The sequence below is a fragment of the Streptomyces roseicoloratus genome, from assembly GCF_004117935.1.
Classification (GTDB): domain Bacteria; phylum Actinomycetota; class Actinomycetes; order Streptomycetales; family Streptomycetaceae; genus Streptomyces; species Streptomyces roseicoloratus.
The window spans coordinates 19,818-32,614 of the sequence record NZ_SDOY01000132.1 but is presented as its reverse complement, the minus strand read 5'-3'; the positions used below and the strand labels follow the sequence as shown (position 1 = coordinate 32,614).

Genomic DNA, 12,797 nt, shown 5'->3' with positions numbered 1-12,797 from the left:
TCCGGTCGGGCGGTCGTCGGGCAGGTCCGCCCGGTCAGGCGTGGCCGGCCGGGCCGCCGGGACCGTCCGTCAGGCGTGGCTGTACGCGACCAGCGAGATGCCCACGTAGTGGACGATGAAGGCGGCGAGGGTGAAGGAGTGGAAGACCTCGTGGAAGCCGAACCAGCGGGGTGACGGGTTCGGGCGCTTCATGCCGTAGATGACGCCGCCCGCGCTGTAGAGCACGCCGCCGACGATCACCAGGACGAGGACGGCGATGCCGCCGGTCCGCATGAAGTCGGGCAGGAAGAAGACGGCGGCCCAGCCCATGGCGATGTAGCAGGGCGTGTACAGCCAGCGGGGCGCGCCGACCCAGAAGACCCGGAAGGCGATGCCGGCGACGGCCGCCGCCCACACCGCCCACATGAGGGGCCGTCCGGTGGAGTCCGGGAGGAGCAGCAGCGTCAGCGGGGTATAGGTGCCCGCGATGATGAGGAAGATGTTGGCGTGGTCGAGGCGCCGCAGCACCGCCTCGCCGCGCGGCCCCCAGTTGCCCCGGTGGTACAGCGCGCTGATGCCGAAGAGCAGACAGGCGGTGAGCACGTAGATCCCGCAGGCGATCCGGGCCCGCGGCGAGTCGGCGAGGGCGACCAGGACGAGTCCCGCGACGATCACGGCGGGGAACATGCCGGCGTGCAGCCAGCCCCTGAGCCTGGGCTTGAGCGGGAGCGGCAGCACCGGGCGCTGCTCCGTGGTGGCGAGGTCCGTCGACACGGCAGTCATGGATCCGCATCGTACCTACGTGATCGTAAGGAGCGGATACGAGTGGCGATGCTCACGTGTGCGGCCCTCTGGACAGATGCGCAGAAGCATCGGATGATCAAATGAGTGCGGTCGGCACCGGATGAGCGCCTACGACGCATCCGGGTCGCAGCCCCCAAGGGGCATACATCTGAAAACCCCTCTTCAAGGAGCAATCGTGGCGCGCGACAACGCGGCTCCCTCCACCGTCCCCACCCAGCACCAGGAGCTCGTCTCCTGGGTCGACTCGATCGCCGAGATCACCCAGCCCGACCGCGTCGTGTGGTGCGACGGGTCCGAGGCCGAGTACGAGCGACTCTGCGAGGAGCTCGTCGCCAAGGGGACCTTCACGAAGCTCGACCCGGTGAAGCGCCCGAACTCGTACTACGCGGCGTCCGACCCGACCGATGTCGCACGCGTCGAGGACCGCACCTTCATCTGCTCCGAGAAGGAGGAGGACGCGGGCCCGACGAACCACTGGAAGGCCCCGGCGGAGATGAAGGAGATCTTCGCGGGCGAGAAGGGCATCTTCCGCGGCTCCATGAAGGGCCGCACCATGTACGTCGTGCCCTTCTGCATGGGCCCGGTCGGCTCCCCGCTCTCCGCCATCGGCGTCGAGATCACCGACTCCGCGTACGTCGCCGTCTCCATGCGCACCATGACCCGCATGGGCCAGGCCGTCCTCGACGAGCTCGGCACCGACGGCTTCTTCGTCAAGGCCGTCCACACCCTCGGCGCCCCCCTGGAGGAGGGCCAGGAGGACGTGCCGTGGCCCTGCAACTCCACCAAGTACATCTCGCACTTCCCCGAGACCCGTGAGATCTGGTCGTTCGGCTCCGGCTACGGCGGCAACGCCCTGCTCGGCAAGAAGTGCTACGCGCTGCGCATCGCGTCCGTCATGGCCCGGGACGAGGGCTGGCTGGCCGAGCACATGCTCATCCTCAAGCTGACCCCGCCGCAGGGCGAGGCGAAGTACGTCGCCGCGGCCTTCCCGTCCGCCTGCGGCAAGACCAACCTCGCCATGCTGGAGCCCACGATCCCCGGCTGGACGGTCGAGACCATCGGCGACGACATCGCCTGGATGCGCTTCGGCGAGGACGGCCGCCTCTACGCGATCAACCCCGAGGCCGGCTTCTTCGGCGTCGCTCCCGGCACCGGCGAGCACACCAACGCCAACGCCATGAAGACCATGTGGGGCAACTCCGTCTTCACCAACGTCGCGCTCACCGACGACGGCGACGTGTGGTGGGAGGGCATGACCGAGGAGCTGCCCGAGCACCTCACCGACTGGAAGGGCAACGACTGGACGCCGGAGTCCGAGACCCCGGCCGCCCACCCGAACGCCCGCTTCACCGTCCCGGCCGGCCAGTGCCCGATCATCGCCCCGGAGTGGGAGGACCCCAAGGGCGTCCCGATCTCGGCGATCCTCTTCGGCGGCCGCCGCGCCTCCGCCGTGCCGCTGGTCACCGAGTCCTTCGACTGGAACCACGGCGTCTTCCTCGGCGCCAACGTGGCCTCCGAGAAGACCGCCGCCGCCGAGGGCAAGGTCGGCGAGCTGCGCCGCGACCCGTTCGCCATGCTGCCGTTCTGCGGCTACAACATGGGCGACTACATGGCCCACTGGGTCAAGGTCGGCGCCTCCGCGGACGCCGCGAAGCTCCCGAAGATCTACTACGTGAACTGGTTCCGCAAGAACGACGCGGGCGCGTTCGTCTGGCCCGGCTTCGGCGAGAACAGCCGCGTCCTGAAGTGGATCGTCGAGCGCCTCGACGGCAAGGCCGAGGGCGTCGAGACGCCCATCGGCATCCTGCCGACGAAGGACGCCCTGGACACCGACGGCCTGGACCTGGCCGACGAGGACCTGGACTTCCTGCTCGCCGTCGACAAGGACGTCTGGCGCGAGGAGGCCGCCCTGGTCCCCGCGCACCTGGAGACCTTCGGCGAGCACACCCCGAAGGAGCTGTGGGACGAGTACCGCGCGCTGGTGGAGCGCCTGGGCTGACTCCCTGACAGCCGACCGCCGGCGGCGACCGCCGGCGGCACCCCGAACTCGTGACGGGTTGCCCCGATTTCCGCCCTGACCAGCAAAAAGGGGTCACGACGGCCCGTCACGACGCATCCGGCCCCCGGAGCCCCCTCAGGCTCCGGGGGCCGGCGCACGTTCGGGCGCGGGTCCCGGGAGAGCGGCAGGGGTGGCTGTCCGGTCCGGATGTCGCGAGGAGCGGGGTGGTTTTCTCCGCGTGCCGCCGGGAGGGCGGAGGGCCGCCGAGAGGGCGGAGGGCCGCCCGGGTGGGTGGGAGGGCGGCGGAGGGCCGCCGGGATGGGTGGCGCCCGGTCCGCGCGGGATCGTGCCGCGCGGACCGGGGCCGTCAGGGGGCGCCGACCAGGGATTCCCTGGCGAGCGCCGCGGTGTGCGCGTCCATGCGCTCGGCGGCGAGGATCGCGGCGGCCGTGTCGGCCCGGGAGGCGGCGACGACCAGGGCGCGGCCCGCCAGGGCGTGCGCCTTGCGGTGCAGCGACGCGGCGGGAGCGCCGCTCAGGCCCGCGTGCCGGGCCGGCGGCGCGCCGCGCAGCCGGGCCACCTGGCGGGCGATGAGCTCGCCCGCCTCGGTGTCGCCGAGCTCGTCGGTGACGGCGAGCAGGGCGGAGAGGTGTCCGGCGAGCTGGATGTCCAGCTCCTCCTCGCGGGAGCGGTGCGGGTAGCCGTGCTGGTCGTCGTCGGCCATCCGGTGGACCGACTTGGTGCGGATCGGTTCGTACATGGGATGGCCTCCTGCGGTAGCAATGGAGACATCCTAGCTTGGAATCAATCTAAAGTTGAGCGGGGTCCGGAACTCGGGACGACTTACGGAAGTCCGTACGGACGGCGGCGGGAACGGGCCCCGCGTCAGTACTGGCTGTAGCCGTCCAGGAAGTTCCCGATCCGGGTCACCGCGTCCGCGAGGTCCGCGGCGGCCGGCAGCGTGACGATCCGGAAGTGGTCCGGCTCGTGCCAGTTGAAGCCCGTCCCGTGCACCACCATGATCTTCTCGGCGCGCAGCAGGTCGAGGACCATCTGCCGGTCGTCCTTGATCTTGTAGACGGCCGGGTCCAGGCGCGGGAACAGGTACAGCGCGCCCTTCGGCTTCACGCAGGTCACGCCCGGGATCCGGGTCAGGAGCTCGTACGCCGTGTCCCGCTGCTCCAGGAGCCGTCCGCCCGGCAGCACCAGGTCCTCGATCGACTGCCGGCCCTGCAGGGCGGCGGCCACCGCGTGCTGCGCCGGCATGTTGGCGCACAGTCGCATGTTGGCGAGGATCGTCAGGCCCTCGATGTACGAGGAGGCGTGCGACTTGGGGCCGCAGACGGCGAGCCAGCCGGAGCGGAAACCGGCCACCCGGTAGTTCTTGCTCATCCCGTTGAAGGTGAGGACGAGCAGGTCGGGGGCGATGGCGGCGGTCGGCGTGTGGGTGGCGCCGTCGTAGAGGATCTTGTCGTAGATCTCGTCCGAGCAGACGACCAGGCTGTGGCGGCGGGCGATCTCGGTCAGGCTCCGCAGCATCTCGTCGTCGTAGACGGCGCCCGTCGGGTTGTTCGGGTTGATGATCACGATCGCCTTGGTCCGATCGGTGATCTTCCGCTCGATGTCGGCCAGGTCCGGCATCCAGTCGGCCTGCTCGTCGCAGCGGTAGTGCACGGCCGTGCCGCCCGCCAGCGAGACCGCGGCGGTCCACAGCGGGTAGTCGGGCGCCGGGACCAGCACCTCGTCGCCGTCGTCGAGCAGCGCCTGCATCGCCATCTGGATGAGCTCGGAGACGCCGTTGCCGAGGTAGATGTCCTCGACGGAGAGGGGGACGCCCTTGGTCTCGTAGTGACTCATCACCGCGCGCCGGGCCGAGAGCAGCCCCTTCGCGTCGCCGTAGCCGTGGGCGTCGGCGAGGTTGCGCAGCATGTCCTCGAGGATGGCCGGCGGACACTCGAAGCCGAAGGCGGCCGGGTTGCCGGTGTTGAGCTTGAGGATGCGATGACCCGCAGCCTCCAGCCGCATCGCCTCTTCGAGCACCGGGCCCCGGATTTCGTAACAGACGTTGGCGAGCTTCGTGGACTGGATCACCTGCATGACGAGAGCTTACGGCGGGCCGGCGCGGGGCGCCTCGTGTTTTGGGACACGTGGGGGAGGCGTACGGCGCGGTCGGGGGCCTCGGCGGCGGCGCTTCGACGCGTGACGGCGGCGCCGTCACGGGGTGCGCGGACCCGTCGGCGGTGCCTCCGCGGCGCCGTCACGGGGTGCGCCGGCCGCGCTGTGACCCACGTCGCTCCGGCCGTGTCGTGCTCCCTACAATCACGGCTCGTGAGTCCGAACGAGACGGAGGGCGCGGAGCCCTCGAGACGTCGCCGCCGTCACGCGTCGAAGCGCCGCGGCCCCGGCCCCCTGTGGATCGCCGGGAGCGGGGCCGTCGTCGTGTGCGGCATCCTCGCCGCCTTCGCCGCGCTCGACGGCGGGCCCGCGTCCGGCGGGGCAGGCGGTCCGGCTCCCGACGAGGGCGGCCGCCCCGGCATGCCCGCGCTGATCCAGCGGGACGCCGGAAGCCCGGGCGAGGACGACGGCGCCGGCGACGGGGGCCCGGCCACCGGTCCGAGCGCCTCGGACGGCTCCGCGTCGCCGTCCGCCACGGCCGGCGGCTCCACCGCACCGTCCGCGGGCCCGACGCCGTCCGACGGCGCGAACCGTCCCGGGCCGGCCGCCTCCGGCAGCGCGACGGCGTCCCCGTCCGGCCGCCCGGGCAACTCGGGCCAGGCGCCCGGCATCCAGAGGAAGCAGCGCTGAGCGCGCTTCTCCCCGATCCGGCTCGGACCCGGCCAGGGTCCGGAAGGGACGACCCGGGCGAGCCCGCGGGCGCGTCTCGGCGCAGGGTAGGTTTGCCCCCCATGTGGGTTTTCAGCACCGCCGGATGCCGGTGGCTCGGCGCGGCCGGCTCGCTCGCCGTCACCGCCGGCGGCTGGGCCGCCGGGACGCTCCCCGTACGCGGCGGTGCGGGCCTGTGGCAGCCGCACGGCACCGGCGTGACGGTGGCGGGCTCCGTCGTCGCCTCCCTCGGGCTGACCCTGCTGATCGTGGCGTGGTGGCAGTACGGGCGGGTGCTCCGCGCCGAGCGCGCGGGCGCGACCGGCGGCGGGAGCCGTGGAGGCCGGGGCGGTGTGACCGGGGGCGGGAGCCGTGGAGGCCGGGGCGGTGCGACCGGGGGCGGGAGCCGTGGAGGCCGGGGCGGCGGAGAAGGTGCGGGGCCCGGTGTGGGCGGCCGCGGGCCGCTGGTCACCCTCGGGTGGTGGATCGCGCCGCTCCTCCTCGCCCCGCCGCTCTACAGCGCCGACGTCTACAGCTACATCGCCCAGGGCGCGATGGTCCTCGAAGGGCACGACGTCTACGGCGCCGGGCCCGCCGTCCTGGCTCCCGGCGAGCTCGGCCACGACGCGGCGGCGAGCGTCGGCGGCCACTGGACCGACACCCCCGCCCCGTACGGCCCCGTCTTCCTCCTCCTCGCCCAGGCCGTCGTCGCGGTCACCGGCGGCGCCGTCGTCCCGGCCGTGCTCGGCATGCGGCTCGTCGCGCTGCTCGCGCTGGCGCTGATCGCGTGGGCGGTGCGCGGGCTCGCGCCCGAGGGGCGGCGGGACGGGGCGCTGTGGCTCGCGGCGCTCAACCCCCTGGTGATCGTCCATGTCGTCGGCGGCATGCACAACGACGGTCTGATGGCCGGACTGCTGCTCGCGGGCGTGCTGCTCGCCGGGCGGCGCGGGCGCTGGTGGCCGGTGGCCGGCGGCGCGGTCATCGGGCTCGCGATGATGGTCAAGTCGCCGGCGGCGCTGGGGCTGCTGTTCGTCGGGATCGTGGTGGCGCGGCGGCGCGGCGGGGTGGCGGGCCTCGCGAAGGGACTGCTGCCGGGTGCGGTGGCCGTGGCCGTCGCGGCGCTCGCGAGCGTGGCGGCCGACACCGGTTTCGGCTGGCTCCGCACCCAGGGCGTGGCGGCGAACATCCACACCGCGCTGTCCGTCACCAGTGACCTCGGGCTGGGGCTCGGGCTCCTGGTCGCGGACGATCCGGATCCGGTCAAGGGCGTGGTCCAGAAGCTCGGCCTGCTGGCCGCCGGCGCCATCGTCGCGACGATCGCCTGGCGCGTGGCGAAGGGGCGCCTCGATCCGGTCCTCGGTCTCGGCGTCGCCCTCCTGGCGCTGGTGGCGCTCTCGCCGATGGTCCAGCCCTGGTACGCGCTGTGGGGCACGGTGGTGGTCGCGGCGGCGGGCGCGTGGGACGGGCGGGGCGGTCAGCTGCTGGCCGTGCTGTGCGCGGCCCTGACGTACGAGACGGCACCGTCGGGCCACACCCCGGCGTACGGCTTCGCCCTGGCGGGCGTGGTGCTGGCGGCGGGGGTGTTCTGGGCGCGGCGCGAGTCGTGGGGCGAGCCGGCCGCCGCACCGGGCGGGGCGCCGGTCCCCGGACCGCGGCCGGTCCCGGGCGGGGCGGTGTCGCCGCGGGCGCGGGCGCGGGGGCGTTAGGGCGCGGCCGCCCCGTGGGCCCGCCGGGGCACACGGGGAGGGAAGGCGGCCATGGTGGTGGCCTGCGGGCGCGGTGGCGCGTCAGTCCACCGGCGTGCGGCGGATCGCGCGGCCTGGCACGGTGTCCGTGCGGGTGCCGTCCTCGATGACGAAGCGGCCGTTGACCAGGACGTGGGGGATGCCCGTCGGGAGGGTGCGGGGGGCGGCGTAGGTGGCGCCGGAGGCGACCGTCGCCGGGTCGAAGAGGACCAGGTCGGCCGCGTAGCCCTCCTTCACCAGGCCGCGGTCGGGGAGCCGGAGGCGGGCGGCCGGACGGGACGTGAGGTGGGCGACGCACTCCTCCAGGGTGAGGACGCCTTCGTCGCGGACGTACCGGCCGAGGTACTCCGGGAACGTGCCGTACGCCCGCGGGTGCGGCTTGGCGCCGTGGAGGATGCCGTCCGAGCCGCCCGTGTGGACCCGGTGGCGCATGATCGCCCGGACGTTCTCCTCGTGGCCCACGTGCTGGAGGATGGTGGTGCCCAGGCGGTCCTCCAGGAGGAGGCGGCGGGCCGTCGGCCAGTCGGCGAGACGGCGGCCGACCCAGGAGGACAGCGGCGGGGCCGTGACGCCGGCGATCTCCACGGTGGGCCAGTCGACCGGGACTCCGTGACAGCCGTCCGAGCCCGTCTCCTCCAGGTCGCGGCGGATCCGTTCCGCCGCCGTGTCGTCGCGCAGACGGGCGAGCAGGGACTCCGGGCCGCCCTCGTGCGCCCAGCCGGGCAGGAGCGCGGCGAGGGTGGTGCAGCCCGCGGTGTACGGGTAGGTGTCCAGGGTGATGTCGGAGCCCGCCGCCAGGGCCTCGTCCAGGAGGGACAGGAGCTCCGGCGCGCGGCCCTCGTTCACGTCGAAGTTCATGGTGGCGTGCGCGAGGTGGAGCGCGCAGCCCGCCTCCCGGGTGAGCCGCACCATCTCCTCGTACGCCCGTAGTGCCCCCGCTCCGTACGAGCGGTGGTGCGGGCAGTAGTAGCCGCCGTACTCCGCCACCACCCGGCACAGCTCGGTGAGCTCGGCGTCCGGGGCGTACATCCCCGGCGTGTAGGTGAGGCCGGAGGACATGCCGACCGCGCCCTGCTCCAGGCCCTCCGCGACCAGCTGCCGCATGCGGTTCAGCTCGCGCTCGGTCGCCGGGCGGTCCTCCCAGCCCATCGCGTGCATCCGGACCGTGCCCTGCGGGACGAGGTAGGCCGCGTTCACCGCGATGCCCCGGCCGCCGTGCGCCGTGTCCAGGCGGTCCAGGTACGCGCCCACGGTGCGCCAGTCGATGTCGACGTCCGAGCCGTCGCCGTTCCAGCCGGTGATCGCCTTCCGCACCGCGTCGAGCGTGCGGTCGTCGGCCGGCGCGTACGACAGGCCGTCCTGGCCGAGGACCTCGAGCGTCACGCCCTGCGCGGCCTTCGCGCTGTGGTCCGGGTCCCGCAGCAGCGCGAGGTCGCTGTGGGCGTGCATGTCGATGAAGCCGGGGGACAGGGCGAGGCCCTCGACGTCGATGATCCGGCGGGCCGTCGGGCGCTGGCAGCCGGCCGCCGCGGCCTCCTTGACGATCGAGGCGATCCGGCCGTCGGCGATCGCGACGTCGGCGCGGTAGGACGGTGCGCCGGTGCCGTCCACGACCTCGGCGTCCCGGAAGACGAGATCCATCATCAGGGCCTTCCTCCTGTCTCTCCGCTGCCGCTTCCCGCCAGACGGCCGCTTCCCGTCAGACGGCCGCTTCCCGTCAGACGGCCGCTTTCCGTCAGACTGCCGCTTTCCGTCAGAAGAACGTGCGGACGTAGTCGACCACCGTGCCGTCGGCCGTCACCAGCGGGATCAGCTGCCACTTGTCGAAGGACGTGCACGGGTGGGACAGGCCCATGCCCACCCAGTCGCCGACCTCCACGTCCGCCCCCGGCTCCGTCGCCAGCCAGATGTGCTGGTCGGACAGGGCGGTGACGGTGATCCCCTCCGCCGCGCGGATCTCGCCCGTGCGGCCGTCGCGGACCACCTGCGCCTCCGGCAGGTGCAGGTCGTGGGCGGCGTCGCGCTTGCCCGCGTTGGTGAAGGCCTGCGCGGGCGTGGGGCGCGAGACGACCTGGGACCAGAGCCGGAACGCCGGCTGCAGCGCGCCCTCCTCGGGGACGCGGTTGAAGGGCGTCCGCTCGCGGTACTGGCCGTCGTCGTGGGACACGTACGCGCCCGAGCGCAGCAGCTTCAGGACCGGACGGGAGAGCTCCGGGACGTCGGCGAAGACCTCGGCGACCGTGTCGAACCACTCGCTGCCGCCGGCGCTCACGACGACCTCCGGCAGGTCCGGCGCGAACCGGCCCGCCTTGTCGAACGCCACCGCCAGCCCCACCAGCCGGTGCAGCCACTCGCGCACCCGGGCGGCGTCCGCCTGCGGCATCGTGGCCTCGTACCCCGCCACGCCCACCAGCCGCAGCCGGTCCGTGGCCGCCACCGCGTCGGCGACCGCCTCGCACTCGGCCTCGGTCCGCACGCCGGTGCGCCCGGCCTCGCCCGCGCCCAGCTCGACGACGACGTCCAGCGGGCGCCGGGCGCCCGCCTCCCGCAGGGCCTCGTCCATCAGCTCGACGCCGCGCACGGAGTCGACGTAGCAGATCAGGTGGAAGGCCGGGTTCGCGTCCAGTTCGGCGGCGAGCCAGCGCAGGGCGACGGCGTCGACGACCTCGTTCGCGAGGAAGATCCGGTCGACGCCGTGGGCGCGGTAGACCCGGACCTGGTGCGGCACGGCGGCGGTGATGCCCCAGGCGCCGTGCGCGAGCTGACGGTCGAACAGCTGAGGGGCCATCGAGGTCTTGCCGTGCGGCGCGAACGCGAGGCCGTGGCGCTCGGCGTACGTCTCCAGGAGGCGGAGGTTGTGCTCGACGGACTCGGCGGAGAGCGCGAGCACGGGCGTGGTGAAGCCGCCGGTGAAGAGGTCGCGGCGCTGCGCGGCCAGCTCGCCGACGGTCAGACCCTCGGCGTCCGGCGGCAGCCCCTTGAAGCGGTGGTCGACGCGCTCCTCGGACAGGTCGGTCGGCATGGCCCCTCCTCCAGGTGTTGCAGGATGTGCAACGCCCATTGCGTAGGGCGCTCTTGGCTGTCTAACATCCGGGCCGAGGCCGGGTCAATGGACCCGGCACCCGAGGGACCCGCAGGAGCGTGACCGTGGCCGAGACCGTGACCCTGGCCGGCCAGCCCCCCGAGGTGGTCTGCCTCGGCGAGTCCATGGTGACCTTCCTGCCCTCCCGGCCGGGCCGCCTCGCCGACGTCCCCGCCTTCACCCGCGCCGTCGGCGGCGCCGAGTCCAACGTCGCCTGCACCCTCGCCGCCGCCGGCCACCGCGTCCGCTGGGTCGGCCGGGTCGGCGCCGACGGCTTCGGTGACCACCTGCTCGCCGCCGTCGCAGCGTACGGAGTCGACACCGGCGCCGTCCGCCGCGACCCGCACCGGCCCACCGGCGTCTACTTCCGCACCGACGCCGACCGGGCCACCGACGCCCACGAGGTCGTCTACTACCGGACCGGCTCCGCCGCCTCCGCCATGTCGCCGGACACCGTCCCGTACGAGACCGTCGCCGACGGCCGGATCCTCCACCTCACCGGCATCACCGCCGCCCTCTCCGCCGACTGCCGGGACCTCCTGTACGAGCTCACCGCGCCGCGCCCCCACCGTCCGCTGGTCTCCTTCGACGTCAACCACCGCCCCGGCCTCTGGCGCGACGGCCCCGTCGTCCCCGACACCCCCGCCGACGTCCTCCTCGACCTCGCCAACCGCGCCGACCTCGTCTTCGTCGGCGCCGACGAGGCGAAGGCGCTGTGGGGAACGCACGGCGCCCGGGCCGTCGCCAACCTCCTCGACCGGCCCGAGACGCTCGTCGTCAAGCTCGGCAGGGGCGGCGCCACCGTCGTCGACCGCCACCCCGCCTCGCACGCGCACATCGAGGACGCCGACGGCGTCGCGTACCTGGAACGCCCGCCGCGGGTCGACGTCGTCTCCGCCGTCGGCGCCGGCGACGCCTTCGCCGCCGGCTTCCTCTCCGCCACCCTCCGCGGCCTCCCCATGCCCGTACGGCTCCGGCACGGACACCTCACGGCCGCCGCCGCCCTCACCGCCCCCGGCGACCTCGCCCGCCCGCCCCGCCGCGCCCACGCCGACCGGCTGGCCGCACTCGACGGCCCGGCCTGGGCGACACTGCGTCTCGGCCCCGGCTGGACGGGGGAGGACCAGGAGGTACGTACGCCATGAGCCAGACCGTCGACCGCGCGCTCAGCATCCTGCCGCTCCTCGCACGGGGTCCCGCCGACCTCGGTCAGGTCGCCGAGCGGCTCGGCGTGCACAAGTCCACCGCCCTGCGCCTGCTGCGCACCCTCCACGACCACGGTCTCGTCTACCGCCAGCAGGACCAGCGCTACCGCCTCGGCGCCCGCCTCTTCGCCCTCGCCCAGGAGGCCGTCGAGAACCTCGACGTCCGCGAGATCGCCCACCCCCACCTCGTCGCCCTCAACGAGCGCACCGGGCACACCGTCCACCTCGCCGTCCACGAGGAGGGCGAGGTCCTCTACATCGACAAGGTCGAGAGCCGCTACCCCGTCCGCATGTACTCGCGGATCGGCAAACCCGTCGCGATCACCGTCGCCGCCGTCGCCAAGCTGCTCCTCGCCGACCTGCCCGAAACCGAACGCCGCGCCGTCGCCGCCCGGCTCGACTACCCCCTGTACACGGCCCGTTCGACCCCGAACGCCGTCGCCTTCCTCAAGGAGCTGGCGGCCGTACGCGAACAGGGCTGGGCCACCGACCTCGGCGGCCACGAGGAGTCCATCAACTGCGTCGCCGCACCCGTGCGCGGCGCTGACGGCCGGGTCGTCGCCGCCATGTCGGTGTCCGCGCCCAACGTCGTCGTCACCGCCGACGAACTCCTCGCCCTGCTCCCGCTGGTGCGCCGCACCGCCGACGACATCAGCCGCGAGTACTCCGGAACCTCCGGGCCCGACCCCGACGACGGCCCCGACCCCAAGGACCGCGCATGAGCGAGAAGAAGACCGCCCTCACCCCGCCCACCCACACCGCCCCGCCGGCCCGGTTCTCCCACGGCGTCAGGAAGGGCAACATCCTCCAGGTCGCCGGCCAGGTCGGCTTCCTGCCCGCCGTCGAGGGCCGGGCACCGACCGTGGCCGGCCCCACCCTGCGCGAGCAGACGCTCCAGACCCTCGCCAACGTCCGGGCGATCCTGGAGGAGGGCGGCGCGAGCTGGGACGACGTGATGATGATCCGGGTCTACCTGACGGACGTCGACCACTTCGCCGAGATGAACGAGATCTACGACGACTACTTCGCGGACCTCAAGGAGGCTCCGGCCGCCCGCACCACCGTCTACGTCGGCCTGCCCGCGGGCCTGTTGATCGAGATCGACGCGCTGGCGGTCCTCGGCTGACCGGCCGGCCGACGGATCGGCCGACGGATCGGCC

11 protein-coding genes are annotated in these 12,797 nt (G+C 73.7%); 6 read left to right on the top strand and 5 right to left on the bottom strand.

The window, feature by feature from the left end:
- Positions 1-69: 69 nt before the first annotated feature.
- Positions 70-762, bottom strand: coding sequence for a PAQR family membrane homeostasis protein TrhA (trhA, locus tag ESG85_RS20270; protein ID WP_128981246.1), 693 nt, complete (start codon positions 760-762; stop codon positions 70-72).
- A 196-nt stretch (positions 763-958) separates the two neighbouring features.
- Between trhA and ESG85_RS20265 the strand changes: the two genes are divergently transcribed.
- On the top strand, positions 959-2,782 hold the full coding sequence (locus ESG85_RS20265) for a phosphoenolpyruvate carboxykinase (GTP) (RefSeq protein WP_128981244.1): 1,824 nt from the start codon (positions 959-961) through the stop codon (positions 2,780-2,782).
- 367 nt (positions 2,783-3,149) lie between these two features.
- On the opposite strand, the gene ESG85_RS20260 is transcribed toward ESG85_RS20265, so the two are convergent.
- Together ESG85_RS20260 and ESG85_RS20255 are read right to left on the bottom strand one after the other, a co-directional pair.
- Entirely contained in the window at positions 3,150-3,542 is a 393-nt protein-coding gene (locus ESG85_RS20260) for an SCO4983 family protein (RefSeq protein WP_128981242.1), read from the bottom strand.
- A 125-nt stretch (positions 3,543-3,667) separates the two neighbouring features.
- Positions 3,668-4,879 carry a pyridoxal phosphate-dependent aminotransferase gene (locus tag ESG85_RS20255; RefSeq protein ID WP_128981240.1) on the bottom strand — a complete coding sequence of 404 codons (1,212 nt, stop codon included), beginning with the start codon at positions 4,877-4,879 and terminating at the stop codon, positions 3,668-3,670.
- Positions 4,880-5,110: 231 nt separating this feature from the next.
- On the opposite strand from ESG85_RS20255, the gene ESG85_RS35055 reads away from it, so the two are divergent.
- Together ESG85_RS35055 and mptB are read left to right on the top strand one after the other, a co-directional pair.
- Positions 5,111-5,587, top strand: coding sequence for a hypothetical protein (locus ESG85_RS35055; RefSeq protein WP_164986282.1), 477 nt, complete (start codon positions 5,111-5,113; stop codon positions 5,585-5,587).
- Positions 5,588-5,688: 101 nt separating this feature from the next.
- On the top strand, positions 5,689-7,311 hold the full coding sequence (mptB, locus tag ESG85_RS20245) for a polyprenol phosphomannose-dependent alpha 1,6 mannosyltransferase MptB (RefSeq protein WP_128981238.1): 1,623 nt from the start codon (positions 5,689-5,691) through the stop codon (positions 7,309-7,311).
- An 81-nt stretch (positions 7,312-7,392) separates the two neighbouring features.
- On the opposite strand, the gene ESG85_RS20240 is transcribed toward mptB, so the two are convergent.
- Together ESG85_RS20240 and ESG85_RS20235 are read right to left on the bottom strand one after the other, a co-directional pair.
- Positions 7,393-8,991 (bottom strand): N-acyl-D-amino-acid deacylase family protein, encoded by a 1,599-nt coding sequence (locus tag ESG85_RS20240; RefSeq protein WP_128981322.1) that lies wholly within the window; start codon positions 8,989-8,991, stop codon positions 7,393-7,395.
- 112 nt (positions 8,992-9,103) lie between these two features.
- Positions 9,104-10,411, bottom strand: a complete 1,308-nt coding sequence (locus tag ESG85_RS20235; RefSeq protein ID WP_425471257.1) for an alanine racemase — start codon at positions 10,409-10,411, stop codon at positions 9,104-9,106.
- Positions 10,412-10,557: 146 nt separating this feature from the next.
- Between ESG85_RS20235 and ESG85_RS20230 the strand changes: the two genes are divergently transcribed.
- The 3 genes from ESG85_RS20230 to ESG85_RS20220 are packed head-to-tail and all read left to right on the top strand — an operon-like array spanning position 10,558 to position 12,763.
- Positions 10,558-11,577, top strand: coding sequence for a sugar kinase (locus tag ESG85_RS20230; RefSeq protein WP_246095188.1), 1,020 nt, complete (start codon positions 10,558-10,560; stop codon positions 11,575-11,577).
- Entirely contained in the window at positions 11,574-12,359 is a 786-nt protein-coding gene (locus ESG85_RS20225; RefSeq protein WP_128981234.1) for an IclR family transcriptional regulator, read from the top strand. The genes ESG85_RS20230 and ESG85_RS20225 overlap by 4 nt, the downstream gene beginning before the upstream one ends.
- Complete coding sequence (locus tag ESG85_RS20220; RefSeq protein WP_128981233.1) at positions 12,356-12,763, top strand: RidA family protein; 408 nt, start codon at positions 12,356-12,358, stop codon at positions 12,761-12,763. Before ESG85_RS20225 ends, ESG85_RS20220 begins: the two co-directional genes overlap by 4 nt.
- Positions 12,764-12,797: the final 34 nt, after the last annotated feature.